Annotated in this window: 20 protein-coding genes and 2 pseudogenes; 2 read left to right on the forward strand and 20 right to left on the reverse strand. The window is 50.0% G+C overall.

What is annotated here, in order from left to right; genetic code table 11:
* Positions 1 to 108: 108 nt before the first annotated feature.
* From V2546_RS02610 to V2546_RS02685, 16 genes and pseudogenes are all read right to left on the reverse strand, one after another.
* The gene (locus V2546_RS02610; protein ID WP_117504016.1) at positions 109 to 1,200 is read right to left on the reverse strand and encodes a M42 family metallopeptidase; all 1,092 of its coding nucleotides are present in this window, start codon (positions 1,198 to 1,200) and stop codon (positions 109 to 111) included.
* An 81-nt stretch (positions 1,201 to 1,281) separates the two neighbouring features.
* Positions 1,282 to 2,130 carry a response regulator gene (locus V2546_RS02615; RefSeq protein ID WP_329751491.1) on the reverse strand — a complete coding sequence of 283 codons (849 nt, stop codon included), beginning with the start codon at positions 2,128 to 2,130 and terminating at the stop codon, positions 1,282 to 1,284.
* 40 nt (positions 2,131 to 2,170) lie between these two features.
* On the reverse strand, positions 2,171 to 3,898 hold the full coding sequence (locus tag V2546_RS02620) for a sensor histidine kinase (protein ID WP_329751492.1): 1,728 nt from the start codon (positions 3,896 to 3,898) through the stop codon (positions 2,171 to 2,173).
* Entirely contained in the window at positions 3,895 to 4,929 is a 1,035-nt protein-coding gene (locus V2546_RS02625; protein WP_329751493.1) for an ABC transporter substrate-binding protein, read from the reverse strand. Before V2546_RS02625 ends, V2546_RS02620 begins: the two co-directional genes overlap by 4 nt.
* A 263-nt stretch (positions 4,930 to 5,192) precedes the next feature.
* Positions 5,193 to 6,344 carry a (R)-2-hydroxyglutaryl-CoA dehydratase subunit beta gene (hgdB, locus tag V2546_RS02630; protein WP_118529658.1) on the reverse strand — a complete coding sequence of 384 codons (1,152 nt, stop codon included), beginning with the start codon at positions 6,342 to 6,344 and terminating at the stop codon, positions 5,193 to 5,195.
* Positions 6,345 to 6,347: 3 nt separating this feature from the next.
* Positions 6,348 to 7,790 (reverse strand): (R)-2-hydroxyglutaryl-CoA dehydratase subunit alpha, encoded by a 1,443-nt coding sequence (gene hgdA, locus V2546_RS02635; RefSeq protein WP_118529657.1) that lies wholly within the window; start codon positions 7,788 to 7,790, stop codon positions 6,348 to 6,350.
* Between the two features lie 146 nt (positions 7,791 to 7,936).
* Entirely contained in the window at positions 7,937 to 8,728 is a 792-nt protein-coding gene (gene hgdC, locus V2546_RS02640) for a (R)-2-hydroxyglutaryl-CoA dehydratase activase HgdC (protein ID WP_118529656.1), read from the reverse strand.
* Positions 8,729 to 8,852: 124 nt separating this feature from the next.
* On the reverse strand, positions 8,853 to 10,622 hold the full coding sequence (locus tag V2546_RS02645; protein ID WP_118529655.1) for an acyl-CoA carboxylase subunit beta: 1,770 nt from the start codon (positions 10,620 to 10,622) through the stop codon (positions 8,853 to 8,855).
* Positions 10,623 to 10,715: 93 nt separating this feature from the next.
* Positions 10,716 to 11,525: a glutaconate CoA-transferase subunit B gene (gctB, locus tag V2546_RS02650; RefSeq protein ID WP_329751494.1), complete on the reverse strand. Its 810-nt coding sequence runs from the start codon at positions 11,523 to 11,525 to the stop codon at positions 10,716 to 10,718.
* Between the two features lie 21 nt (positions 11,526 to 11,546).
* Positions 11,547 to 12,647 carry a CoA transferase subunit A gene (locus tag V2546_RS02655; protein ID WP_486463549.1) on the reverse strand — a complete coding sequence of 367 codons (1,101 nt, stop codon included), beginning with the start codon at positions 12,645 to 12,647 and terminating at the stop codon, positions 11,547 to 11,549.
* Between the two features lie 145 nt (positions 12,648 to 12,792).
* On the reverse strand, positions 12,793 to 13,935 hold the full coding sequence (locus V2546_RS02660; protein WP_182426733.1) for a sodium ion-translocating decarboxylase subunit beta: 1,143 nt from the start codon (positions 13,933 to 13,935) through the stop codon (positions 12,793 to 12,795).
* Between the two features lie 16 nt (positions 13,936 to 13,951).
* Positions 13,952 to 14,389 (reverse strand): acyl-CoA carboxylase biotin carboxyl carrier protein subunit, encoded by a 438-nt coding sequence (locus V2546_RS02665; RefSeq protein ID WP_118322455.1) that lies wholly within the window; start codon positions 14,387 to 14,389, stop codon positions 13,952 to 13,954.
* Between the two features lie 82 nt (positions 14,390 to 14,471).
* The gene (locus V2546_RS02670; RefSeq protein ID WP_118322395.1) at positions 14,472 to 14,753 is read right to left on the reverse strand and encodes an OadG family protein; all 282 of its coding nucleotides are present in this window, start codon (positions 14,751 to 14,753) and stop codon (positions 14,472 to 14,474) included.
* A gap of 471 nt (positions 14,754 to 15,224) precedes the next feature.
* Positions 15,225 to 15,488 (reverse strand): annotated as a pseudogene (locus V2546_RS02675) (SDR family oxidoreductase); the annotation flags it as partial.
* A 119-nt stretch (positions 15,489 to 15,607) separates the two neighbouring features.
* Positions 15,608 to 16,444 (reverse strand): annotated as a pseudogene (kduI, locus tag V2546_RS02680) (5-dehydro-4-deoxy-D-glucuronate isomerase).
* A 109-nt stretch (positions 16,445 to 16,553) separates the two neighbouring features.
* The gene (locus tag V2546_RS02685; RefSeq protein ID WP_118529651.1) at positions 16,554 to 17,753 is read right to left on the reverse strand and encodes an MFS transporter; all 1,200 of its coding nucleotides are present in this window, start codon (positions 17,751 to 17,753) and stop codon (positions 16,554 to 16,556) included.
* Between the two features lie 371 nt (positions 17,754 to 18,124).
* Between V2546_RS02685 and V2546_RS02690 the strand changes: the two genes are divergently transcribed.
* Together V2546_RS02690 and V2546_RS02695 are read left to right on the forward strand one after the other, a co-directional pair.
* Entirely contained in the window at positions 18,125 to 19,060 is a 936-nt protein-coding gene (locus V2546_RS02690) for a ketopantoate reductase family protein (protein WP_118529650.1), read from the forward strand.
* 250 nt (positions 19,061 to 19,310) lie between these two features.
* The gene (locus tag V2546_RS02695) at positions 19,311 to 22,046 is read left to right on the forward strand and encodes a heavy metal translocating P-type ATPase (RefSeq protein WP_329751495.1); all 2,736 of its coding nucleotides are present in this window, start codon (positions 19,311 to 19,313) and stop codon (positions 22,044 to 22,046) included.
* A 189-nt stretch (positions 22,047 to 22,235) separates the two neighbouring features.
* Here the strand turns inward: V2546_RS02695 and V2546_RS02700 are convergent, their stop codons facing one another.
* The 4 genes from V2546_RS02700 to V2546_RS02715 form a co-directional block, all read right to left on the reverse strand.
* A complete protein-coding gene (locus V2546_RS02700) occupies positions 22,236 to 22,502 on the reverse strand; it encodes a coiled-coil domain-containing protein (protein WP_243022216.1) in 267 nt (88 codons plus the stop codon).
* A gap of 199 nt (positions 22,503 to 22,701) precedes the next feature.
* Positions 22,702 to 23,709: a galactose/methyl galactoside ABC transporter permease MglC gene (locus V2546_RS02705; RefSeq protein WP_118529647.1), complete on the reverse strand. Its 1,008-nt coding sequence runs from the start codon at positions 23,707 to 23,709 to the stop codon at positions 22,702 to 22,704.
* Between the two features lie 19 nt (positions 23,710 to 23,728).
* Positions 23,729 to 25,261, reverse strand: a complete 1,533-nt coding sequence (locus tag V2546_RS02710) for a sugar ABC transporter ATP-binding protein (protein WP_118529646.1) — start codon at positions 25,259 to 25,261, stop codon at positions 23,729 to 23,731.
* Between the two features lie 117 nt (positions 25,262 to 25,378).
* Complete coding sequence (locus V2546_RS02715) at positions 25,379 to 26,497, reverse strand: galactose ABC transporter substrate-binding protein (protein ID WP_118529645.1); 1,119 nt, start codon at positions 26,495 to 26,497, stop codon at positions 25,379 to 25,381.
* Between the last annotated feature and the right edge of the window lie 149 nt (positions 26,498 to 26,646).

The raw sequence follows: 26,646 nt of genomic DNA on the forward strand, positions 1-26,646 counted from the left end.
ACGAAAAAAGCGTCCGGAATCCATCTCTATGGATCCGAACGCTTTTTTCTGTTGTTCTGTCTTCACCCGCCTGAGGGACACTGCCGCTTTCAGGTCCCTGTGATCTTCTTATTTTAAAATATCCTGTCTGCAGATATGGCGGATCTTTTCCGCGTCAAGTCCCCGGATCACTTCCACAGCAAGATCTGCTGCCGCTTCCAGATCAGATTTCGCACAGAAATTATAATGGGTATGAACATACCGGCTCGGGACGCCGAGAACCAGGACCGGAACCGCCTTTGCTGTCAGGCTGATCTTTCCCGCGTTCGTGCTTCCGCCACGGCGGACCGTCTCCTGAAATGGGATTCCGAATTTCTTCGCAAGCTCTTCCGCGTACTCGATAAACACCGGATTGGAAATATAGCTCTTATCCATCCTGCGGATCTGGACACCGCCCCGCATATGCCCCTGAGTCTGGGCTGCACTGAAATAGAAATCATCCGACGGGGAGCCCTCAAAGACAATCGCCAGGTCCGGACGGACAATCTGGGATGTGACTGTGGCACCTCTTGTTCCAACTTCCTCCTGAGCCGCAAACGCTCCGGTCACCCGTACCGCCAGCTGATCCTTCTCCCCGCACAGACGGGTCATGGTGTCGATAATGCATGCACAGCCTGCACGGTTATCAAACGCTTTTCCAAAGCAGAGGTCACGTTCCTCATCGTAGGAAAATGAAACTTCGGGGACTGCCGGATCTCCGATGGAAATGCCGAATACTTCTGTCACTTCTTTCCTGCTCACCGCGCCGACATCCACGCTCAGCGTCTCAATACTCAACGACTGGGAGGCCCGCTCTGCCTCAGTCATAAAATGGATCGGCTTGGACGAAATAATTCCCCGCACAAGTTTCCCACTTCTGGTCCGGATCATCACTGTGTGTGCCGGAAGGTTCGTGAGGATCACTCCACCGAGCATGAGGATCTCCAGGCTTCCATTCTCTCTGATGCTCTGTACCATAAATCCACACTCATCCGTATGGGCATCCAGCATCACGACCGGTTTCTCCGGATCCTCACCGGGCATACGCGCATAAAGGTTATTCATCGCGTCATTTTCCAGCTCCAGACCTTTGCAGTACTTCGCAACCGTGCGGATTACATCCTCCTCAAATCCGCTCGGTCCAAACGCATCACAGATCTCCCCAAACATCTTTACATTCATACTGATTCCTCCTGTATTTTCATTTTAATTCTTACCTTTTCCATTGACGGTCTCCAACGGCCTGTTTTTTCAGGATCATGATTATTTTTCCTGTATCTCCGATGGAGCAACACCCGCAATTTTTTTAAATGTGTTAGAAAAATACGCAATATCTTTATATCCGACTTTTTCCGCCACCTCGTATACCTTGTTCCGGTGGTCTGAAAGCAATTCCACTGCCTTTTTCATCCGATACCGCGTGAGCCACCCCATCACCGTATATCCCGTCTCTTTCTTGAAGCAGTGGCTCAGGTGGCCTTCGCTGATCCCCACCGCACCTGCGATCTTCGCCACATTGATCGTACTTTCCCCGTAATGAGATGCCATGTAAAGCACCGCGTCCCGGACGTATCCGGTAAGTCCAGCGGTATTCTCATCGAATGGAAGACAGAGCCGGATCGCCGTGGCACTGGTCTCCGGTCTGTCACCTTCCAAAGTGTCCGGATATTGTTCCTTTACTGGTGTCTTATCCGGGACAGATCTGATCAGACCGGTATCTCTTCTCTTCTCCCGATCCGTCTCGATCCGCTCTTTTGCCCTTAGGATCGCGCTTTCCAGTTCTCCGTCCTCAAAAGGCTTTAACAGATAATCAAATGCGTAAAGCTTCAGCGCCTCTCGGGCGTAGGAAAACTCGCTGTATGCGGTCAGAAAGATCACCTGTACCGGATTTTTCTCTTCCCGAAGCTTCTTTAACATCTCAAGACCGTTCATCTTAGGCATCCGGATATCACAGATCATCAGGTCCGGATTCTTTTCATGGACCAGCTCCAATGCGTCCAATCCATTTTCCGCCTCACCGACAACCTCGCATCCCAGCGAGCCCCAATCCGTCTCACCGACAATGCCCATCCGGACGAACCGCTCGTCATCTACAACGATCACCTTTATCATAACAGCTCCCCCCTTCCTTATTTCCTTTCCCTATTGGTCATCAGGATCTGTTTTCCATACCGGGATCCGGCTGTCCATAGCCATTCACCGGTATTCTTATCGTTACCTTTGTTCCTCCTGCAGCCAGCCGCTCTGCCCTGAGACCGTAGTCTTTTCCATAATGAAGCCGGATGATCGTATCCACATTGTAAAAGCCGATGTGGCCATTCTTCTGTTCCTTGTCCCGGTTTCCGAGCCGTCGGATCACTTCATCACTGATCCCGCATCCGTCATCTGAAACCTCGATCACAAGCTCCTTCCTTTCCAGATACGCCCTGACAAAAATATGTCCCTCATCCGCATCCGCCAGCCCATGAATCACCGCATTCTCCACGATGGGCTGAACGATGAGCTTTGGAACCAGGATCTCCTCCGTCTCAGGAGCGATCTCATAGCAGAAATCAAACTTTCCGTTAAACCGGATCTTCTGGATCTTTGCATAGCTTTCCACCAATGTCATCTCTTCCCGCAGCGTGATAAACTGGGCGCTTGAGATGCTGGTCCTTAAGATCTTCGCAAGCTTTGCCGCCAGCGTCGCGATCTCTGGAATATGGTTCGCCTTCGCTACCCACTTCATCGTATCAAGGGTATTGTAGAGAAAATGCGGGTTTAACTGGGACTGCATCATGGCGATCTGGGTCTCGTTCAGCTCCTTTTCACGCCGCACACGCTCCTCCATGTAGGATGAGATCCTCTTTGTCATGATATTAAAATTTTCCGCCAGCTCCCCAAACTCGTCCTGACGTTCCATGTCCACATGGGTATCCAGATTTCCCTCCTGAACCTCATCCATGGCATCATGAAGCACATGGATCGGCTTGGAGAGAAAAGAGCTGATCCCGATCGCGACACCAACACTTAAAAGAAAGCTTCCCGTGGCCATGAAAAGAAGAACTGTATACATGGATCTCGTGGTATCACTCGTAAAAACATGGGGACGGATCAGGACACTGTAAAGTCCTGTGTTACCCAGCTTTGAAACGTAAATACTATTGTTGTTCCAAACCTCCGTCAGAGATTCTCCCTGTAGAAAACGGCTTCTCAGAACATCTCCGACCGTCTCCCCCGATGCCGTGCCTACGCTGTACACGGTCTCCAGGAATCCATTAAGAATACAGATTCCATCCTGACCGCTGTATGTGCCGGAGAGCGCCTTTGCGAAATGCTCCGCCGTCATTGTGACCACAAAATATCCGGAACATTCCTCTGAATTTCCGGTCACCGCTCTGGCAAACCGCAGGATCTCATCACCGCCAATCTCCAGATCACTCCGGATGATCAGGTCATTCGGGTGGGCATGAGCCTCTCTCAGGATCCCCCAGTATACCGGCAGCATCTGTCCGTAGGTACGGTTTCCCGTAGAATACAGGCAGGAGCCGTCCGCATTGTAGAGATGAAATCCCGCCATCTCACGGCATGCAGCGGTCGCCCCGTACAGGCTGCGGTACACTTCATTTTTCTTTCCAAAGCTCTCCTTTTCCAGCGCCTCGGCGACCAGCGGATCCGTACACAGTTCCTCCGCCGCGTCATGGTAAGCGTCAAACAGCGTCATCAGCTGCTGCTCTACCGCACCGGCAAGCTCCATATCCTTTTTCTCAAAATCTCTTCCGACCTTCACCTTAAACATCTGAATCAGAAACACACAGCACACGATCAGTGGAAGAACAGACACAGCGAGAAAACTCACAAGAAGCTCACGCCGGAAAGATCTCTGGATAAAGTTCTTCATGATCCACCTCCGTTTCCTGCCATGAGCGCCGCCCATGTTTCCAAAATGGATTTCTGGTTTTTCACCGCCCATCCAAGATCGAAGTCCATGATCGAGCCCTCTTCCTTCTGATCCGGGGTAATATCATCGCGGACCGTCCGTCTGTAAAGCTTCTCGACAGCCAGTCTCTGGACATCAGGACTCACGATAAAATCCACAAAAAGCTTCGCGTTTTCTTCATGCTCCGCACCCTTGATCACCGCGCATCCGTCTGCCACCGCGCTGGTTCCCTCCCGCGGATAGACGATCGAGATCGCCGCGCCGCGGTCGATATACTTTTTCGCAGTTTCCTCCAAAGTCAGACCAACCAGATATGTTCCCTCTGACACCTCATCGAGCACGGCGCCTGACCCCGCCGCCATCCGGCGGCCGAGCACTCTGGCAAACTGTTCCAGGACCTCATTTTCACGCATCGGCAGGACCTGAATCATCGTTTCCAACATCGTGCAGCTGCTGCCGGATCTTCCCGGATCCGCAAAGGACACCTTTCCGTCCCAGTTCCCGTCAAACAGATCCTCAAATCCCCGCGGGGCGGAAGCCGCGTCCACCAGCTTATTGTTGTAGATCAGAACAATGGGAAGCTCCGTAAACGGAGTCCAGACATGATCCTCAGTCCGGTATATACTCTCGATATGATCGCTCTGGGTACTCTCGTATGACACGAAGCAGTCCTTAAAGACCTCATAGCTCTCCACACCTCCGCCAAACATCACGTCACAGGATCCCTTTTCCCCCTCTTCCCTGATCCGCTCCAGAAGCTCCGTCGTTCCCCCGGGAACCACTTCTACCCAGATTCCGGTCCGCTCCTCAAACTCCTTTATGATCGGCGCATAAACCTCCTGCTTGTGGGAAGTATACACCGTAAGCCTCTTCTCCGCACTCACCTTCTCCGGTCCCTGACCACTGCTCTCCCCTGCGCCACAGCCTGCCGCACTCATCGCCGCAACTGCAATTCCAAGGAACAACGCCCATACGTTTCTCTTTCCCTTCACTCCCCGAAATCCCCCTTTTGATTCCGATCCGATTGAATTTCTATCGATAACCCTTTTCCTGTAATCCCATTCTGTTTCGTCGCTCTTTTCAGTCTATTCTAACATATTTTCCCGAAAGAAACCATAACTTTTGTATAATAAAAAAACCGCCGCACCTCCACGATCTCCCCAAAAGGAAATCATGTTCGGTACGGCGGTTTTTCGCCTGACTCTGCGTGAACACTAAGAAACAGGAACGCCTGCCCCTATTTATTATGAATTATTTACTTTCTCATCTCAAGAACATCTGCAAATGCCTCGATAGCAGTTGCAGCCTGTCCGAAGTCTCTCATCTGCTGGTCAACACCAAGTTTGATGTGCGGGATACCTGCATTGTCGAGAGCTTTCTTGAGGTACGGATACTCCATCTCCTCCGGATCGCAGAACTGCTGCATGAAGAGTACAAGACCCTGAGCGCCGCTCTTCTTAACCATGTCAGCTACGAACTCGCCACGGCGGTTCTTGGAAGACTGCGGATCGTAAAGAAGGACATCGTAGTCCATGTTTGCAAACTGTTTTGCAAGAGCTCTAAGAGCATCCTGCTCGTCCTCCGGAACGTCTGTACGGAAGGAACGGCTCTCATGAGCAACATCATCAGCTGCGATCGCGATGTTGTTGTTCTCGAAGATCTCAAGAAGCTTCGGGTTGTCAACGATGATACCGGATGTAACAACCTTTGTTCCCTTCCAGTCACATACCGGAAGAGCTGCGAGCTCTTTGTTTAACTCTTCGAGTTTTGCAGTGTATTCCGGTTTCTCCATGAAGAAGAATGCCTTTAATACTGCGGAACGCTTTGTAGGGGTTACAACGTCGCAGTGCTCGTTAGCGAGTTTTACGAACTCACGGCGAGCTGCACGGCTCTTGTTGTAAACCTTGATTGCGTCAAGGATCGCATCGTTGGTGATCTCGTGGCCACATACTTCCTCGAGGTCAGCCTTAACGTTTGCGTACTCCTCCTCACAGAACTTAAGTCCGAACTCTTCGAAACGGTTCTGCGGATGAGCAAGGAAGATAACTTTCATCTTGTCGCCCATAGCAACACGGAAGTTCTGGCTCATCGGACGTAATGTATCACAGATTGTTGGTGTGATGATTCCGTCTAACTGATCCATAGTTCCGTCAAGAAGCATCTCAAGTGCGAGCTGAGCGATTGTGCAGTAGAAGGTTGCACAATACTCTTTTGCACGGCTGATTGTCTTGTTGTTGGAGCCCCAGATTCCCATCGGAACCATGCCTGCAGCATATACAAGCTCTTCCGGAGCGTAGTACGGGAGAACGCCGATGACCTTCTTGCCCTGTGCTTTATATTCAGCAAGCTGCTGTTTCGGAGTTGCAGCTTTTACTTTAAATTCGTCAAATAATGCGTTGATACTCATGGTCTATTTAGCCTCCTTTGCCTGGATGTTTGCTTCCATAGCCTCAACAAGACCCTGTACTCTAGTCTCGTACTGAGCGGCATTGAAGTTACGCGGGTCAGCCTGGTCACCATCGAATCCTGCGCACGGGATGCCAAGATCCTTAGTGAAGCGACGCTGCATCTCAGCCATGTAACCGGACCACGGCTTACAGCTTCTGTTGTAGTGAACGAGAACGCCATCTACCTTGTTGTCGCGGCAGATGCCTTCACGCCATGCAACACCCTGCTCGATACATACAGAGTTCGGTGCTTTGTAGTAAGCACGTGCCATCTCATCCAGACCATTATATACGAAACCGAATGCCGGTGCGTATACAACTGCTGTTACGTTGACGCCGTTAGCCTTTAACGGTTTGAACAGTGCCGGAAGCTTCGGCCAGCACGGAATACCCTCGAACATTACACGGTATTTCTCCGGGAACGGAGTTGTTGTCTCGCCCTTAGCGATCGTCTCGTCAAGGTCTTTTTCTAACTGCTCAAATGCCTCAGCAGCCTCAACTCTTGCACGTGCGGTTACAACGTCAGCCATATGGTTGAACAGGTCGAAACCACTGTACGGAGCCGGTTTGTACTGTAAGTAATCACAGACTTTTAACCATGCCTTTGCTGTACGGTTTGCGTTCTCACATGCATGCTCGAACTTCTTCTCGTCGAACTTCTTGCCTGTAAGCTCCTCTAACTGCTTGATTGCCTTGTCGAACTGTCCACGAACATAGCGAACATTCTGATCAGCAACATCAACAGAGTTGTTGTACGGAATATCGATCATGATAAGCGGAATGTTGCACATACGAGCGATGTTCTCATACCACTTTGTCATACAGTTACAGATGTTGTTGCAGCAAAGAACAAAATCCGGCTGCGGGATCTGCATCTGACGGATCGGGGAGATTGCTGCGATGCGGCGCTCTTTATCCGGTCCATCCGGAAGTTTTTCAAGCTCAAGAAGGTTTACAACCTCAAGATACGGAGTCTGAGTCTTCGGATCTTTCTTCGGCTTGCCAGTTGCCTCGTCGATCACTACGTTACCGTCAGCATCCTTTAACGGCTTACCTGTGCTCGGATCGATGATGTATTCACCTGTCTCCGGGTCAAACTTACGAGCAACACGGACACCAGCTGCATATGCAAGGCTGATACGTGCATAACCGCAGATATCGTTATCGTAACCCATATCCTCAGCTGCCTGGCACATAAGCTCACCGTAACGGTTTGCTGCGATACCAGCTGCCTGGTTCTCCGGGTACATAACGTTTAAATCAAATGCTGCTGCGAGCTCGCACGGGAATTTGGAAGAAGACCAACCAACTAACTCGCCTCTCTTTTTGGCTTCGCGCGCGTCTTTATGAACGTCATCTACGACTTTACGCAGCGCAAGAACACCAGGGCTAACCTGCTTTGCCATAATAAATATCCTCCATTTCTTATCAATCATGACCGACCGCGGCTGTGGGACAATCCCGCAGCTGTTTTTCAGCCATAAAATTGCATAACCTAATTCTGTTTCACCGATCCATGCAGATTTGCATGGACGATAAACATCAAACTGTCTTATGCGCGGCGGCTTGCTGCCTGATATGCATATAAGGCTGCACCAAGCGCACCGTTATACTGTGTCAGAGGAGATCTGTGGATCTCACATCCAAGCTCATTCTGAAGAGCTTTGACAACACCGTCGTTCTGTGCGACACCGCCAGTCATGACGAGTGCCGGAACCACTCCGATCCGGTGTGCGAGTCCAGTGACACGGTGAGCCACGGAGCGGTGGATACCTGCGATAATATCACATTTGTCGGTTCCCATCGACAGCTGGCTGATAACCTCGCTCTCCGCAAATACGGTACATGTGGAGCTGATCTCGACTCTCTTTTTGGAGAGGGAATCAAGATGACCAAGATCCTGGACCTTTACTTCAAGAACGCCTGCCATTACGTCGAGGAATCTTCCGGTTCCTGCAGCGCACTTGTCGTTCATCTGGAAGTTGGTCATTGCACCGTTGTCAATATGAAGAACCTTAACGTCCTGACCGCCGATATCAATGACAGTGTGAACGTCAGGGAACAGGAAGTAAGCCCCCCTTGCGTGGCAGGATAACTCACTCATCTGTTTGTCTGCAAAATTCATTAAAGAGTTACGACCGTATCCTGTTGCCAGGGTAAAAGCCACATCCTCTTTTTTCATACCTGCGTTTTCCAGCACTGCATCGATCGCGCGCTGTGGGCCGCTGGTACCTGCACCTACATCGATCAGGGATTTCGCTACGATCTCCTCGCCATCCTTCAGCATGATGCATTTGGATGCCGTGGATCCTACGTCGATTCCCAGGGTGTAAATTGCACTCATAATAACCTCCGGGTATACTGAAAATGTAAAATGAAACTGGCTTTGTTATACCAGTATATCCAGGCCAGAGAAAGTACTCCCCTGGCCTGGATACGTATCATTTTACTCTATCCTTCAGTCAGAATCAAGCTTTTTTAAATGTGTTCCACTCACGGATCGCACGCGGTGTTACCATCTGATGGAACGGGCAGATAGACTCCGGATTCTGGTAAGCAGACTCTGTGAATGCCTGGATGTACGGACGGATCTCTGTAAGATCAACGATCTCGTCAGCCATACCCTTGATTGTGCAGTATTTCGGACGGGACTTGTCGTGGTACATCTGGATCATGTCGTTCATCTTGTCGATGATCGGCTGGAGATCCTCGCCGGCCTTCTTAGCCTTAACAAGTTTTCTGGAGTACATAGCGTTTGCTGCTGTCTCACCCGGCATTACATAGTACTCAGAAGCGCCTGTTGCAAGGGAGAATACGTTTGTATCGTTGCCCTGCGGTCCGCCAAGTACGTAGTGAGCAGCTGCGGATGCCTTACGAAGTGTAACCTCTAAGGACGGAAGCTTGGAGTTCTGGATGGAGTAGATCAGAGACTGACCAAGACCAAGAAGCTCAGCCTTCTCAGCGTCATCACCTACATCGATACCAGTTGTATCCTGTAACCAGATCAGCGGGATTCTGTCACGAGCGCAAAGTGTTACGAACTCGTTCATCTTGATCAGGCCCTGACGATATAACTTTCCGCCGATACCAACAGAGTTCTGTTTGTACTCCGGATAGTTCATAAGGAGACCCTGAACGTTTGCTACAACACCAACGAGAAGTCCGTTTACTTTAGCAAGACCTGTTACAACCTCCGGGCCGTAACCGTTCTTGTACTCAGCGAACTCACTGCCGTCGAAGAGACGGCCGATTACATCGTAGATATCGTACGGACGTTTCTGGTTCATCGGGATGATGCTGTAAAGGTCCTCTGCCGGAAGAGCCGGTGCCTTCGGATCATCAACACGGAAGAACTCGAGGTTGTATGCCGGAAGGTAGCTAACGTACTTCTTGATGCCCTCGATTACGCCGTAATCGTTTTCATATACTTCACGGAAGAAACCAGTCTCGTCGTAGTGAACCGGAACGGAACCCGGAGCCGGAACGTGCTTCTTGCCGTTTTCGATCTGTGCTGCGATGATCTGCTCAGCAGACTCTTCGTCAATATATCCCTTCGGGTTCATACCGGAAAGAATACCAGCGCCGCCTACTGCCATGTTTGCCTGGCTGTGTGCGATAAGGATTGTCGGGGAAATGCTGTGGTATCCGCCGCCTGCCGGGTTTGTTCCGTAGATACCTACGATAACCGGAACACCAAGCTGGTTTAACTCAGCGTTACGGAAGAACGGTGTACCGCCGCCGCGTCTGTTCGGGTAAACCTTATCCTGGTTCGGGAACTCAACGCCGGAGCAGTTTAACAGATATACGAGCGGAAGGTGGAGCATCTTAGCTGCATCGGAAGCACGCAGAAGGTTGTCTGCCTGTCCCGGTACCCATGCGCCGGCCATCTTCTTGTTATCGGAAGCGATGATGTAAACCCATTTTCCGTTTACACGGCCAAGTCCGTTAAGAATGTTTGTTGTACCGAACTTGTTGCCTTCCGGGTTGTAAAGGCTGTTTAACGGGCACCATGTTCCCTCATCAATGAGAGCGTTGATACGCTGCATTGCGGAGAGCTGTCCGCGCTCGTTTAACTTCTCTTCTGTTGTGATACCAGCTGCAAGAGCTTTCTCGATGGACTCATGGATGTCAGCCTCTACGGCTTTGATCTCTTTTGCGTTCTCGTCATTTACATTTACCAGCTCTTTACCAACAGTAGGCATTTCCTGGAAATATTTCGGCATGGAAAAGTAACCCATGTTCTTCCTCCTTATATATACGCGATCGCTGCGGTCAGCGGTTTTTGCCAGTCACTGACCGCGGCATGATTATATTTTAAATGATCGTTTCGATTACTTTGTTTCCTTCGGAACTTTGATGAAAGCCTGACCTGGGTCGATCTCTTCACGAATTACGCGAATGATCTCCGGATCCGGACCTTCCATAAGCTGAGCTCTTGTGGTATCGATCTCGAAACCTGTGTTCTCCTGAACCATTTCCGGAGAGGAGAATGGATAGTAGTAAGCAAGGTACATTCTCTTGGTCTCTTCGTCGAACTTCATGATACCAAGATCTGTAACTACCATCTGCGGTCCGCGGTTGCCCGGAAGACCTGCTCTCTCACGTCCGCCAGGGCCGTCCATCCAGCCGCAGCTTGTGATGTAGTCAACATGCTCCATGAATCTTCTCTTCTGGTGCTGCATCATAATGATGGTGTTGCAGAATGTAGCGATACCGTTAGCTCCGCCGGAACCTGTGAAACGTGTTGTCGGCTGAACGTAGTCGCCCTTACCGAAGATACATGTGGAGTTAACGTTACCATACGGGTCGATCTGAGCGCCGCCGATGAAAGCGATCATACGGTCAACGTCATGAAGCCACTCATTTGCCTCGAAGCCTACGAAACGAACGTTCGGCCACTGTACTGCACAGTGAGCCATGAAACGGTTATCACCTACGGAACGCGGTACCTCTACCGGTGAGCAGTCCATAAGTCCGCTCTCTACGATCGGGTGGCAGCTCGGGCAAACCACACGCTTCGCAAGGGAAGCACCGATTAACGGAAGACCGGTACCAACGATAACGATCTGGTTCTCTTTAATGTTTTTTGCGATGGCATAAGCCTGCATTTCCTGCTTTGTATACTTTGTATAATCAGCCATTTTTGAATTTCCCTCCCTCAATTAGTGTCTGGTAGAATAGCCAAGATGCGGCTCATTCTTAAGGTTCATGAGGCGAGCGCCGCCAAGGACATTAAGAAGATCATCCTGATCCTTGCAGCCGTATACATATTTCTGGAGGTAATCCTTGAAGGTCTCCGGAATCTTTGTGCCATTAGCAGCATCCTCTGCAGCCTGTTTTGCAACTTCTGCAGCCTTTGCAAGCTTCTCGTCTTCCGGTTTAGCAGCAGCAGCCTTCTCAGCCTTTGCAGCAGCCTTTGCGAGCTGTGCCTTAGCATCCTCAGCATCAAGGTACTTGGAAGCCTTATCGTACTCCTTAAGTCCCTTATCATCATCATCATAGTAGCCATAGCACTGTGCCGGCCATGCACCGTACGGAGCACGAACAACAGCGTCTACGCACTCGCCGAAGATTCTTGTCTTTGTAGGATCACGGCGGATGTACTCGTCACTTACGATCTCCTCGCATGTAACGATCGTGCGTTTTGCAGCGATAGCGATATCAACATCGTGGAACTCATCACCATCGATAATACAGGTTCCATCCGGAGATGCCTGCTGTACATGGATGATCGCGCAGTCAAGCTTCGGAACCGGAACAGCAAGAAGTTTCTCGCCCGGCTCAAACGGGTTCTCGATATCTACGCATTTGAGGTTGTCAACGCCTTCCATTGTTTTTCTCTTCTCTTCGCTGATGCCCCAGAATTTAACAAGGCCGGAACCCTGCATCATTCTTACCGGGAGATACGGAAGACCAAGAGAAGCTGCGTGAAGCTGTAACATAAGAACGTCCTGGGAGTAGTCCTCATATGTAAGCTCACCTTTCTCGATTGCAGCACGGAAACGACGTGCAACGTTTGTATACCCAGAGTTTGCTGTGTAGCAGTTGATGTAAGCTCTTACACGACCCTCACCGATTAAGGAGTCCCAGTCTCCGCCTGCCGGGCCGGACCAGCCTACAAAACCAGTTTTACCCTGACGAAGGATCTCGTAAACAGCAGCATACGGTTTACGGTTTGTTGTAAATCCGCCGAGGCAGAGTACATCGTTATCATGTACGTACTTCTCTACGGCGTCGTGTAATGACATAACTTTATTAGCCACAATAAAGCCTCCTTTATTTATATTTGCAGTTAAAAGGCCTGCCTGTTCTCTTCAGACAGGCCTGAACTGCTTTTTAGTTCCTGTAAAAATATACCATGTTATGAAACGGATTTCAACTTCGATTCCATTTCTGGAATGGATTTTATCAAGATTTGAACATCAGCATGAAGTAACCGGCTGCTACTGCAGAACCGATAACACCAGCTACGTTCGGGCCCATAGCGTGCATCAGAAGGAAGTTGGTCGGGTTCTCTTTCGCACCAACTGTCTGAGAAACACGGGCTGCCATCGGAACTGCAGATACACCTGCGGAACCGATTAACGGGTTGATCTTACCGCCTGTGATCGCGCAGAGAACTTTACCAAGCAGGATACCACCGACTGTCGCGAAAGCGAAAGCAAGAAGACCCATAGCGATGATGGCAAGTGTCTGGACACGAAGGAAGATCTCACCATTTGCTGTAGCACCTACGGTTGTACCGAGCATGATCGTAACCATGTTGCAGAGTGCGTTCTGTGCAGTATCGGAAAGTCTTCCGGTAACGCCGGACTCACGGAACAGGTTACCGAGCATCAGCATACCAAGAAGCGGTGCTACGGACGGAAGAAGCAGGGAGCAGAACAGAACAACGAATACCGGGAAAACGACTTTCTCGACTTTGCTGACTTTTCTTAACTGCTTCATAACGATCTGACGCTCTTTCTTTGTTGTGAGGAGCTTCATGATCGGCGGCTGGATCAGCGGGATCAGAGCCATATAGGAATATGCGGCTACAGCGATCGGAGCTACAAGATCCGGAGCCAGGTTGTTTGCGATATAGATCGCGGTCGGGCCATCGGCACCACCGATGATACCGATTGCTGCGCACTCACCCGGTGTGAAAAGTCCGGTTGCATTTGCGAGTGCAAATGCAACATAGATACCGAACTGAGCGGCTGCACCGAGAAGAAGGCTGACCGGGTTCGCGATCAACGGACCGAAGTCTGTCATCGCGCCGACTGCCATGAAGATCAGGCACGGGAATAAGCTGGACTTAACGCCCATGTACATAATTCTTAACACACCGGACTGATACCAGTGATCTGCCTCATTCATAAGACCTGCAAGCGGAAGGTTCGCAAGGAACATACCGAATGCGATCGGGAGCAGAAGGAGCGGTTCAAACTGCTTCTTGATTGCAAGATATAATAAAACGAAGGATACAAGGAGCATAACACCCTGCTGCCAGGTGATTGCGGCGAAACCTGACTGAGCGAGGAGCTCCGAGAAAACTGAAAGTATATTCACGTGTGGCACCTCCCGCTTAGTTTAAGGTAACCAGAACTGCACCTGTCTCAACGGAATCGCCTGTGCTTACATTGATAGCTGCAACAGTTCCTGCTGCCGGAGCAACGATCTCTGTTTCCATCTTCATAGCTTCCATAACGATTACGCACTGACCGTAGCTTACTGCGTCACCGACTTTAACCTTGATGTCAAGGATCTTACCTGGCATCGGAGCTTCTACTGTCTGTCCACCTGCGGACGGAGCTGCTGCCGGTGCTGGAGCCGGAGCCGGTGCCGGAGCTGCCTTCGGTGCCGGTGCTGCTGCCGGAGCCGGAGCTGCCTTCGGTGCCGGTGCTGCTGCGAGGATCGGTGCCGGTGCGCTTACCTGCGCGCCTCTGTCAAGCGGTCTGTACTCGTCTACTCTCTCGATCTCAACTTCATACTTTTTTCCGTTTAATGTTGCAACGTATTTCATTTCTTTTAATACATCCTTTCCTTTTTTTGCGTGCAGCTGATTCATATTCGCATAGCTGCTTTTACTTTTACATTTGGGTCTTTTACAGTTCCTTGATACTTACTACACGGAACTCTTCCCCGGACAATCTTGCTTCCTCACTGACTGCCGCGAGAAGCACTGCATAGGATTCCTCATCGATAGCCGGAGCCGGTGCTGCAACTGCCGCAGCTGCCTTTGGCGCACTCTCCTTAAATAATGTACCGATGACCTTAGAGATAATGATAACCGCGATTGCGAGCACTGCAAGTGCTGAGAATACGACTAACAATCCAACGAGTGAAATGACAATCGAATCCGCAACGGTCATACCGCCTGTCCACATATACTTACCGCACCTCCTTCGTTTCGTTTCATTTAAGAAACTTTTGTTGGTTAGTTATTCCGTATTGTGAAATGCATTCCACATTTTTCTCGACGCATAAGGGTACTTGACAAATCAGCACCCATAATCACCTTGTTTCTATGCAGTTTTCACAATATCGTAATTTGAGTATATCAGCTTTCTGCGCAAATGTCAACAAAGCCGATTGAAAAAAATATATCAAATATACTAATTCAACGTGATATAAAGACAAGTACAGCTTATGTCCTTATATCGGCAAACCTACTCTGTTAGTACTGTTTTCCAGTCCTGACCGTTCCGTTTTCACTGCTGTCCCGGCACATTCCTGCGCCGGAGTACTTCGCTTGCGACAGTCTTCAGCTTCGTGCGAGTTCGCAAAAACCGCCCGTCAACTCCTGCATGATATGCATGAATCGACGGGCGGTCACAGTCTCAGATATGGTTCCCGATTTACGGCTGTTTTCCAATATAAGCAAGGATTCCGCCGTCGACGTAGAGGATATGTCCGTTCACGAAATCAGATGCCTCAGATGCGAGGAATACCGCCGGTCCCTTTAAGTCCTCGACAGTCCCCCATCTCGCTGCCGGTGTCTTCGCGATGATGAACTGGTCAAACGGGTGACGGGAGCCGTCCGCCTGGCGCTCTCTTAGCGGCGCCGTCTGGGATGTCGCGATATAGCCAGGTCCGATGCTGTTGCACTGGATGTTACCAGAGCGATCTTTCCTTCCAGGGAAAACATGTTTTTCTTATCCATTTTGTCTGTTTCCTTTCTCTCTATAAATAATAAGGTATCGATCATCCTGCCGTCATCCGTTCTTTCGTTCAGGATATCTTATTTTAAATCTGTAGGAGTGATCGTGTCCATATCGTCAAACTCCTGGTTCTCTCCGCCCATCGCCCAGATGAAGGTGTAGTTGGAGGTTCCGGCTCCGCAGTGGATGCTCCATGACGGGCTGATCACCGCCTCCTCATTCTTCATGACGATGTGTCTCGTCTCCGTCGGCTCACCCATAAAATGCATGACCACCTGGTTCTCCGGAACTTCAAAATACATATAGATCTCCATGCGGCGCTCATGTGTGTGGCACGGCATGCTGTTCCAGACACTGCCCGGTTCCAGGGCCGTCATTCCCATGGACAGCTGGCATGTTTTTAAAACGTCCGGATGGATAAACTGGTTGATGACTCTCTTATTGGACGTGTTAGAGTCACCGAGCGGACGTTTCGCAGCATCCTTTAAGGTGATGAGTCTCGTCTCGTAAGATGTGTGGGCCGGCGCACTCACCATATAGAATTTTGCCGGAGCATTTTCATTGTCGCTGGCAAAAATCACTTCTTTCGTACCTTTTGTGATGTAAAGGCAGTCTTTATAATCAAGATGGTACTCCACCCCATCGGCTGTGATCGATCCGGAACCGCCGATGTTGAAGATCCCGATCTCACGGCGCTCTAGGAAGTAATGAGTCCCGAAGTTTTTCCAGCAATCGATCCCTTTTTCGATGGAAACATGTTCTTTCACCGGCATGCAGCCCAGTGTCACCATGCGGTCTACATGAGAGTAGACAGATACCACCTCGTCCGGGCGGTAGAGATCCTAGATCAGGAACTCATTTCTCAGTTCTTCTGTCGTGTAGCGTTTTACATCTCTCTGATTTGCGGAATAGCGAATATGATATTGTGGTCAGAAGTCCGCTCCTATCTCCGCAGACAGACCTACAGAAAGCATCGGAACTCCTGACCCTGACAGCATTCTATGCAGAACGACAATTTTTGTCATCCTATCTGACTTTTTTCACGGCGTACCGGAGTGCTCCGACGCCAAAAAGTGCCAGAAGGAAAGCGTCCAGCACCAGGAACATGATCGCCGCCTGGAAGCCCAGCCTGTCCGCAAGGACTCCGATCACCTGCGGGGTCAGGATCCCGCCTAGGGAACCGATCCCCGTAAACACCGACATTCCAAGCGGGGAATTTCCCATGAGATCGCCGGTAAAGGCCGTCGTTGTCGGGAATGCGCCCGCCATGCCAAGACCGAGAAGAACCAGGGCTGCCACCGCCATCGCCGTATTGCCTGCGAATACAAGGATCAGCACCGAGGCAAACTGAAGAACGGAGATCACAGCCAGGATCTTTGCCGGCGGCACATTCTTCGAGATCGAAGCGATCACGATCCTGCCGATCATGATCATGATCCAGGTTACAGACACCATAACGGTCGCGAGACTTGCGGACATAAATCCGGTGCTCTTTAAATAGGTAACAAACCACCCGTTTACGGAGTTTTCAAGTCCCATATAGAAGAACAGTGCGCCGACTGCCAGGAGAAATCCTGTATTTTTTAAGAACCAGAGCTTGTCCTTCTGTCCTGATGCCGGACCATTCTCCTCTCCTGCCGGTTTCTTTTCTTCCTTTTCGATCTTGCGGTAATCCATCGTCGCATAAGAAACAACGATGAGAACCGTGAGGACTGCAAGAAGCTGTAAGATCGTCTTCCAGTTCATCCCCGCACCCATAAGGATCATGGTGACAAACGGGGACAGGAACGCGCCCACCGCATACCACATGTGGAGCAGGTTTAAATATTTGTTGGAGCTCCCCGTCACCTGACGGATCGCGTGGTTATTGATGATCGTGATCATTCCCTTTGTAATACCGATGAGAAAGATCATCACATAGAGAACCGGGACCGGAAGTCCGAATGTAAATAAAAGCAGGCAGACCGGATACGGGATCGCGAGGACCACGACAGCCATCTTCTGGGACATCATCCCGCAAAATACCGGGTAGACCAGGCTGGAACATAAGTTTCCGATCGCCAGGAACGACAGCAGACCGCCCGCCGCCGTAAAGCTCAGGTTTCTCTCTTCGATCAGGTTTGGCAGGATGACTCCGAAGATCAGGATGACCATTCCGCTGATAAAATAAGCCAGATAACAGTGATCGATCACCGACCGCCTGTCTTCTCTCGTGATTTCCATCATATGTGTTCTCCCCCAAAAAGCTTCTGAAAGGCGCCGCAGTGACCGGATCCTCTCCGCTTTATTGTTAATTTTTCTCCATATTTTTCCATCATATCACCTTTTTTCCGTCAAGACAAGGAGGATTTCCCCTGATATTCCATCTTGTGGAATTTTTATACTATTATTTTGTAAGAATTTTCCACTCCGAAAATTCCGCAGGATACTTTTCGCTGTGGATTTTCTGGTCTGAAAATCCGTAATTCGTTGACACTCTCCCCGACTTACTATACAATAAGAGGAAACAGTGTCTGCCGCCTGCCATTTCCGGCAGTTTCCGGCAGTTTCTCCCGTCTCTGCGGAGAGGGGGCAAAATAAGGAGGATAAAAGGTATTATGAAGGACATAAAGAAGGTGACGTTGATCGGTCTCGGCGCGATGGGGGTATTTTTTGCGCCGCGTATTTCAGAAAAACTTGGGGCTGATTTCCGGATCCTCGCGGATGGTGCGAGAAAAGAGCGCCTGGAGCGAAAAGGTGTGACCGTCAACACGATCAATTATCGCTTTCCGATCATCACCCCGGATGTAGAGGGAGATCCGGCAGATCTCGTCATCATCGCGGTAAAAGGATATGATCTGGAGCAGGCGATCAAAGATATCAGAAATCAGGTCGGAAAGGACACGATCATCCTCTCCGTATTAAACGGTGTCGAGAGCGAAAAGCAGGTTGCAGCTGTCTATGGAGAAGAACATGTCCTGTATTCCTACATGCGGATCAGCATTGTCATGAAGGACGGAAAGACAGAGTTCGATCCTCACAAGGGTTCGATCCACTTCGGGGATCTGAAGAATGATCCGGAACACTATTCCGAGAATGTTCTCGCAGTAAAGAATCTGTTCGATCTCTGCGGGATCGACTATAAGGTCGATGCAGACATGTTAAAAGGCATCTGGTTCAAATTCATGTGCAATGTCGCCGAAAATATGACCTGTGCAATGTTCGGCGTTCCGTTCGGCGCTTTCCAGAAGAGCGATGACGCCAATTATTTCCGTCACAAAGCCATGTGGGAAGTGATCCATGTCGCCAATAAACTTGGAATCGACATTGGTCAGAACGAGATCGACCGCCAGGAGCACACGATCGGACGTCTTCCATATGAAAATAAGCCGTCCACACTCCAGGATCTGGAAACCGGAAAGCATACGGAAGTCGATATGTTTGCCGGTACCGTTGTACGTCTCGGGAAAGAACTCGGCGTTGAGACTCCGGTCTGCGAGTGTTTCCTTCATGGGATCCATCTGATCGAGGACCGGATGTTCGGAGTTATCTAAGTCTCATACTTCTGCATGTTTAAAGCTGTCCGCTGTTTGTTTCTGCGGACAGCCTTTCTTTTTGTTTTTCTCTTTTCTGCTTCTTTTTCATCCTGTTTTCCCGGCAAAACCTTATTTTATTAGTTCTTTGGGCAATACTGAAAACAACCTTGCATTTCCCGACGGACTGTATTATATTAAACATATGAACGATGGTTCATATGTTTATGTATAAATAGATTGCAAATATAATTCTTAGGAGGCCGACTCTATGGATGAATTAGAAAGAACCAAGCAGGAACCGGATGAGCATGAAGCTGAAGAATGCTGCTGCGGACACCATCATCACCACGATGAGGACCACTGCTGTGGACACGAACACGGCGAGCATCATGACGCACATCACGACGAGCACCATGAACACGAACACTGCGGCTGCGGACACCACCATCACCACGATGGCGAGGACCACTGCTGCGATGATGACGATGATGACGATTGCTGTGGACATGAGCACGGCGAGCATCATAACGAGCACCATGAACATGAACAGTGCAGCTGCGGACACCACCATCACCACGATGGCGAGGACCACTGCTGCGATGATGACGATAATGACGATCACTGTGGACATGAGCACGGCGAGCATCACGAAGGTCACGAGGAACACCACCACGCTTCCACTCCGAAATCTGAGTGCATCGTCTACGTGATGAAAAACATCGACTGTGCAAACTGTTCCGCAAAGATCGAAAAAAAGATCCAGGAACTCCCGGAAGTCGATGACTGTATCCTAACGTTTGCGACAAGGCAGCTCCGTGTCTACTCTTCCGAGGGCACCAAACTTCTCCCGAAAATGCAGGCGATCGCCGATCAGATCGAACCCGGAACCATCATCGAGGTCCGCCCGAAGAATCCAAAGGCTGTCTGCACAGTCTATGTGATGAAAAACATCGACTGCGCGAACTGTTCCGCAAAGATCGAGAAAAAGATCCAGGAACTCCCGGAAGTCGACGATTGTATCCTGACGTTCGCGACAAGACAGCTCCGTGTCTACTCTTCCGAGGGGACAAAGCTTCTCCCGAAGATGCAGGAGATCGCTGATCAGATCGAACCTGGAACCGTCATCGAGATCCGTGAGGAAGGAAAGCCGTCCTCCGACACCCACGACGACAAACACGACCACGATATTCCGGAGCTGCTCGCCGGAGCTGCTTTATTTATCATCGGTGAGCTTCTCTCCCATTCGATGCCGCCGGTATCGATCGGCTGTTTTGTGATCGCCTATCTGATCCTCGGACGTGAAGTCCTCCTCACCGCACTCAAGAACATGAAGTCCGGCCATGTCATGGACGAAAACTTCTTGATGAGCGTTGCAACGATCGGTGCGTTCGCGATCGGTGAATTCGGCGAGGCGGTCGGCGTTATGCTCTTCTACCGTGTCGGTGAAGCGTTCGAGCACCGCGCAGTCGAGAAGAGCCGCAGTCAGATCATGGAAGCCGTCGATCTCCGCCCGGAGACTGTTCTTCTGGATGAGAACGGCACTGTCCGGGAGATCCCGGCCGGTTCTGCCGCCGTTGGAAATATCGTGCAGATCCGCCCCGGCGACCGCATCCCTCTCGACGGAGTCGTTGTCGAGGGCGAGAGCCGCATCGATACCTCCCCGATCACCGGAGAGCCGGTTCCGGTATCCGTAACAGTCGGAAGCACCCTGACCTCCGGCTGCGTCAATACCTCCGGTCTCTTAAAGATGCGCGTGGAAAAAGAGCTCTCCGAGTCCATGGTCACAAGGATCCTGGATTCTGTAGAGAACGCTGCAGCCAGCAAGCCACAGGCGGAACGCTTTATCACAAAATTTGCACGGGTATACACCCCGTTCGTCGTTGCTCTCGCAGCAGCGACCGCGATCATTCCGTCCCTGATCACCGGAAACTGGTCCCACTGGATCTACACAGCGCTTACCTTCCTGGTAATCAGCTGTCCATGTGCCCTCGTTTTAAGCGTACCGCTCGCATTCTTCTCCGGGATCGGCGCCGGATCCAGAAAAGGGATCCTCTTTAAAGGCGGGATCGCCCTGGAAACACTGAAAAATGTAAAGACCGTCGTCATGGATAAGACAGGAACCATCACAAAGGGCAATTTCATTGTCCAGGACATTGTTCCTTCCGCAAATTACACAGCAGCCGAAGTCCTTCAGGCTGCAGCTGCATGTGAGACCGCTTCCACCCACCCGATCGGCACAAGCATCCTTCTCGCAGCAAAAGAGCAGGATCTGAGCCTCGAAAACCCGGCACAGCTTGAAGAGATTTCCGGAAAGGGCATTCATGCCAGACTTTCCTGTGGAGATGTCCTCTGCGGAAACAGAAAGCTCCTGACCGAGTTCAACGTGGACTGCGGTACTTACGATGAAAACGGAGCCGTCACCACCGTTTATGTAGCGATCAATGGTACTTTCGCCGGAACGATCCAGATCTCCGACACGATCAAGCCGGAGGCAAAGGATGCGATCAGGACATTAAAATCCATGGGGATCCGCTCCGCAATGCTCACCGGTGACGGGGAAGCCGCTGCCGAAGCTGTTGCGGATGCTGTCGGGATCGACCATGTTTATGCAAAGCTTCTCCCTGCCGACAAACTGGAAATCCTGCAGAAACTCCGCGCCGAGAGCGGCAGCGCGATGTTCGTCGGCGATGGGATCAATGACGCACCGGTTCTCGCAGGCGCCGATGTCGGAGCTGCGATGGGCAGTGGTGCGGATGCCGCGATCGAAGCTGCTGATGTCGTATTTATGACTTCCAGTATGGATGCGATCCCGACCGCGATCAGGATCGCAAAGAGCACCGGCGCGATCTCCAACCAGAACGTTGTGTTCGCACTCGCAGTAAAGGCACTCGTCATGGTACTGGGACTCATGGGAATCGCCTCCATGTGGCTCGCCGTGTTCGCCGATACAGGAGTGGCGATCCTCTGCGTATTGAATTCCATCCGGATCCTGTACAAAAAATAAAGCAGGAAATTCCATCTGGATTTCCCCCTAATCATTAAAAAGCTCTGAAGAACCTTTTCACATTGTTCTTCAGAGCTTTTTCTTATGCCCGATCATATTTTCACATCTTCGTCTGGTTTCAGGCAGATATCTTTCACGGTCCGGACTTTTTCACGCAGTCTCCGCTTCTTCGCCCGGATCTGCACTCTTCTATTTCAGCATTCCCATCACCACGACTGCCACAAACAACACGCACATGCACCCGATAAAGATATCGATCGTCCGGACCGACACGTTGATCTTATCGTACATGCGCTCCTTGATGGATCTGTTTTTCAGCCTCTCATTCTCCTCCTGAAGCCGTTTATTTTCTTCAGCGAGTTCTTCCAGGCTCTTTTCCTTCAAGGTCTCCACAGCCTCTTTGGCGGCCTCAGCCACAGTCTCAGCCTCCCCCATCTTCTCCATCTCTTCTTCCATCCTCTCACCTCCAGCTTTTTCCGGATTCACACAACAGCAACAAGTGAAAACACACTTTGCGAGTTTCCCCTTGTTATCGCGACAGTCGCTAAGGTCCGCGCAAGCGTGGACTTTGGCTCGTTGTTCGCGTAAACAAAGAACGGGCTTCGGAACTCATCCGCCGCCCGTTCTCTCAAACTGCCTGACAACAGTTTCTTTATTACTTCTTTGCAATGTACTTTCTGATATCGAGTGCGATCGCAACTACGATAACGATACCCTGTGCAATGTACTGGTAGTTTGTATCTACTCCTAAGTACTGTAAGCAGGTCTTTAAGATCTCGAATACAAGGACACCGATGAGAACACCGGAGATACGTCCGATACCACCGTTTACGGATACGCCGCCGATGGTGCAGGCTGCGATAGCCTCAAGCTCCCATCCGTTACCCATGTTGACGGAGGAACCACCGGATTTCGCTCCTACAAGGAAGCCGCCCAGTGCGTAAAGAGCTGCAGCTGTCATGTAGATGATGATCTTTGTCTTCTTTGTGTTGACACCAGAAACCTCTGCGGACTGCTCGTTGCCGCCGATCGCATACATGTATTTTCCATGAGGAGTCATGTTGTAGATGAACCACATAACAAGACCAACCGCAAGGGCGATCAGGAACAGGTACGGAATCGCACCAAAGAGTTTACCTTTTGCTACTGCTGTGTATGCGTTGTGATAACCGCCGATCGGGGTTGCGTTTGTGTAAACAAGGCAAACACCGTAAACGATAAGCTGCATACCAAGAGTTCCGATGAAAGCCGGAACCTGTAAGTAGGAAATTACGATACCATTGATGAAACCAAAAATACAGCAGACTGCAACGCAGATCAGAAGAACCGCGAGAACCCATAACGGCCATGCGTTTCCGAAGTCCGGAAGGTTCTGGAAAAACTTACCGCTGTAATCCGGTTTCTGAAGTAATGTACCTGCTAAGCAGGCAGAAAGACCAACCATACGTCCTGCGGAAAGATCTGTACCTTTTGTAATCAGGCATCCGGAAACGCCGCAGGCGATGATGAATCGCGGCGCTACGTTTAACGCAATATTGATCAGGTTGTTGCGTGTGAAAAATGTAGGCTGTTTGATTGCAGTAAACACTGCAAGTAATAAAAGGACGACGATGATTCCATTATTGATAAGGAAATCTTTTGCATTTATTTTTTTCGCTGTCATGACTGAACCTCCCTGTAATCTACTTGTTTTCCTTGCCGCTTAAAGTAAACTTTGTGGCGAAGGACATGATCTTCTCCTGAGTTGCGTCTTCTCCTTCCACCTCACCGGTAATGTGACCGTTGCACATTACGATGATTCGGTTGGACATACCGATCAGCTCCGGCATCTCCGACGAGATCATAATAATGGATTTGCCCTGTTTTACGAGATCGATCATGATCTGGTAGATCTCATACTTGGCTCCGACATCGATTCCTCGGGTCGGCTCATCCATGATCAGGATATCAGGATTGTTTGCAAGCCATCTTGCGATAATTACTTTCTGCTGGTTACCACCGGAGAGAGACTGGATCAGGGTCTTTCCGCTCGGTGTCTTGATCTTTAATTTCGCGATGCTGTCCTTTACGACCGCGTCAACTTCTTTCCTGTTGATCTTGCCCATATGGGTGTAGTTTTTGTAGGAAGCCATCGCCGTATTATCATTGATGCTCAGGCATCCGAAAATACCGTTACCACGGCGGTCCTCTGTAATCATTCCCACGGAACTGTTGATCGCATCCTGCGGTCTCTTGATGTGGGCCTCTTTTCCGAGGATCTCAACGGTACCGCTCTCAATGTGGCGCATTCCGAAGATCGCTTCCATAAGCTCTGTTCTCTGTGCGCCGACAAGTCCGCCGAATCCTAAGATCTCGCCTCTCTTTAACTCGAAAGAGCAGTCCTTAAAGGAATTCGGTAAGATACTTGTCAGGTGGCTGACCTTGAGCACTGTCTCATCCGTCCGGTAATCTTCCTTCGGCGGATAAACGTTGTTTAACTCACGTCCAACCATCTGTTTTACGATCTCCTCATCGGAGATATCTTCGATCGCCCAGGTTCCAACGTATGTACCATCTCGCATGATCGTGATATCGTCGGAGATCTGGCGGATCTCAGCCATCTTGTGGCTGATATATATCATAGAAACACCTCTGGACTTCAGATCTCTGATGATCCGGAATAATGCCTCTACCTCGTTATCAGTCAGGGAGGACGTCGGCTCATCCAGAATTACAAGATTTGCGCTCTGGCTGACCGCTTTTGCGATCTCTACTGACTGCATCTGTCCGATTGATAATGTGCCGAGTTTCGCTTTCGGGTTAAAATCCATCTTAACGTCCCGAAGCCATTTCTCAGCTTCGCTGTTCATCTTCGCGTGGTCAACGACCTTGACCGGTCCGAAGTTTTTCATCGGATAACGTCCAAGATACATATTCTCAGCAATGGAGCGTTCCGGAATCGGCTGAAGCTCCTGGTGAACCATGGCGAGTCCCTTTTTGAGCGCGTCATCCGGGTTTGCGATCTCCGTCTTCACTCCGTCGATATAGACTTCGCCTTCATCCATCTTGTAAATTCCGAAAAGACATTTCATCAGTGTCGATTTACCGGCACCGTTTTCTCCCATCAGTGCGTGGACCGTTCCGGGGCGGACCCGTAAGTTTACTCCGTCAAGTGCTTTAACACCTGGGAAGGTTTTTTTGACTCCTCTCATTTCGAGTCTGTACTGTTCTGCCATCCCAAAACTCCTTTCAGATACACTCCCCCGCATCTCCGGGTGGCATATTTTTTAAGTTTTAAGTTCAGAGAACCGGGTGTGCCAGACACACCCGGTTCTCATTTGTTACAGTATCAATTACTTTAACATATCAAGGATTTCCTGAGCGTTATCCTGAGTAACCTTCTCGTAGTTGACCATGTTGACAGCATCAACCTTCTCGCCGCCTAAGAACTTAACAGCGATATCGCTTGCAGCCTGAGCCTGTGCGAAGTGGTTATTGAATACAGTACCTGTCTGTTTGCCGTCGATTACGTTCTGAACAGCCTCTGTAAGAGCGTCAACGCCTACAAGGTAGATATCCTCGTTAACTTTACGTCCTGCTGCTTCGATTGCCTGTAAAGCACCAAGTGCCATAGCATCGTTGTTGCAGAAGATAACCTCGATCTTGTCGCCGTACTGAGTTAAAGCATCCTGTGCGATCTGCTGAGCCTTAGCCTGATCCCAGTCACCACGCTGTTTTAAGAGTTCCTCAACTTCTACGCCTGCATCTGTAAGAGCCTTAACAGAGAACTCTGTTCTGTACTGAGCATCTACGTTCTCCGGATCGCCCTGGATCATGATGTAGGAAACTTTGCCGTCGCCGTTGATATCGCCCTTGTTTGCTGTCTCAAGGATCTCTTCGCCCTGGTATGTACCGGACTGTCTAGCGTCGCAGCCTACGTATGTAGCGTTGATGCCTTCAGATTCCCATCTCTGCTCTTCTGCCTCATCCGGCTCACGGTTGATGTAAACAACCGGGATACCAGCTTCGTTACACATATCTGTGATCTCCGGTGCGGAAGAAGCCTGTACAAGGTTTAAGATCAGAACATCATATTTCTGTGTGATGAAGTTCTGGATCTGGTTTGTCTGCTCTGCCTGGTCACCCTTACCATCCTGAACAACTACGTTCTCAGCCTTGAATCCAAGGTCTTCTGTTAAGTAGCGGACTAACTCTGTTCTGTAAAGAGTCATGAAGTTATCGTCGAACTTGTAGATGCTGATGCCGACTTTCTTGTCTGCTACATCTACAGTTCCAGCTGCCTCAGCTGCAGTTGTTGCTGCTTCGGATGCTGCCTCAGAAGCTGCTGCGGTTGTAGCTGCCTCGGTAGCCGCTGCTGTTGTTGCTGTTGTGGAAGAGCTTCCGCATCCTGCTAAAGACAGGGCCATCATGGAAGCCAGTGCCATTGCTGTTACTTTCTTTGTCATTCTCATGTTTTTGAATCCTCCCATTCAAAAAATAATTTTGACCGTTTAGGCATTTTCCCTTAACGACAAGTTAATTATAGCTTGTCTTTGTGCATTTTTCCATACTTTTTTTTATGATAAATTATTGAAATTCTTTGATTTATGTAAAAAAACCA

This window comes from Clostridium sp. CM74B_53 (assembly GCF_036318045.1).
Classification (GTDB): Bacteria; Bacillota; Clostridia; order Lachnospirales; family Lachnospiraceae; genus Pilosibacter.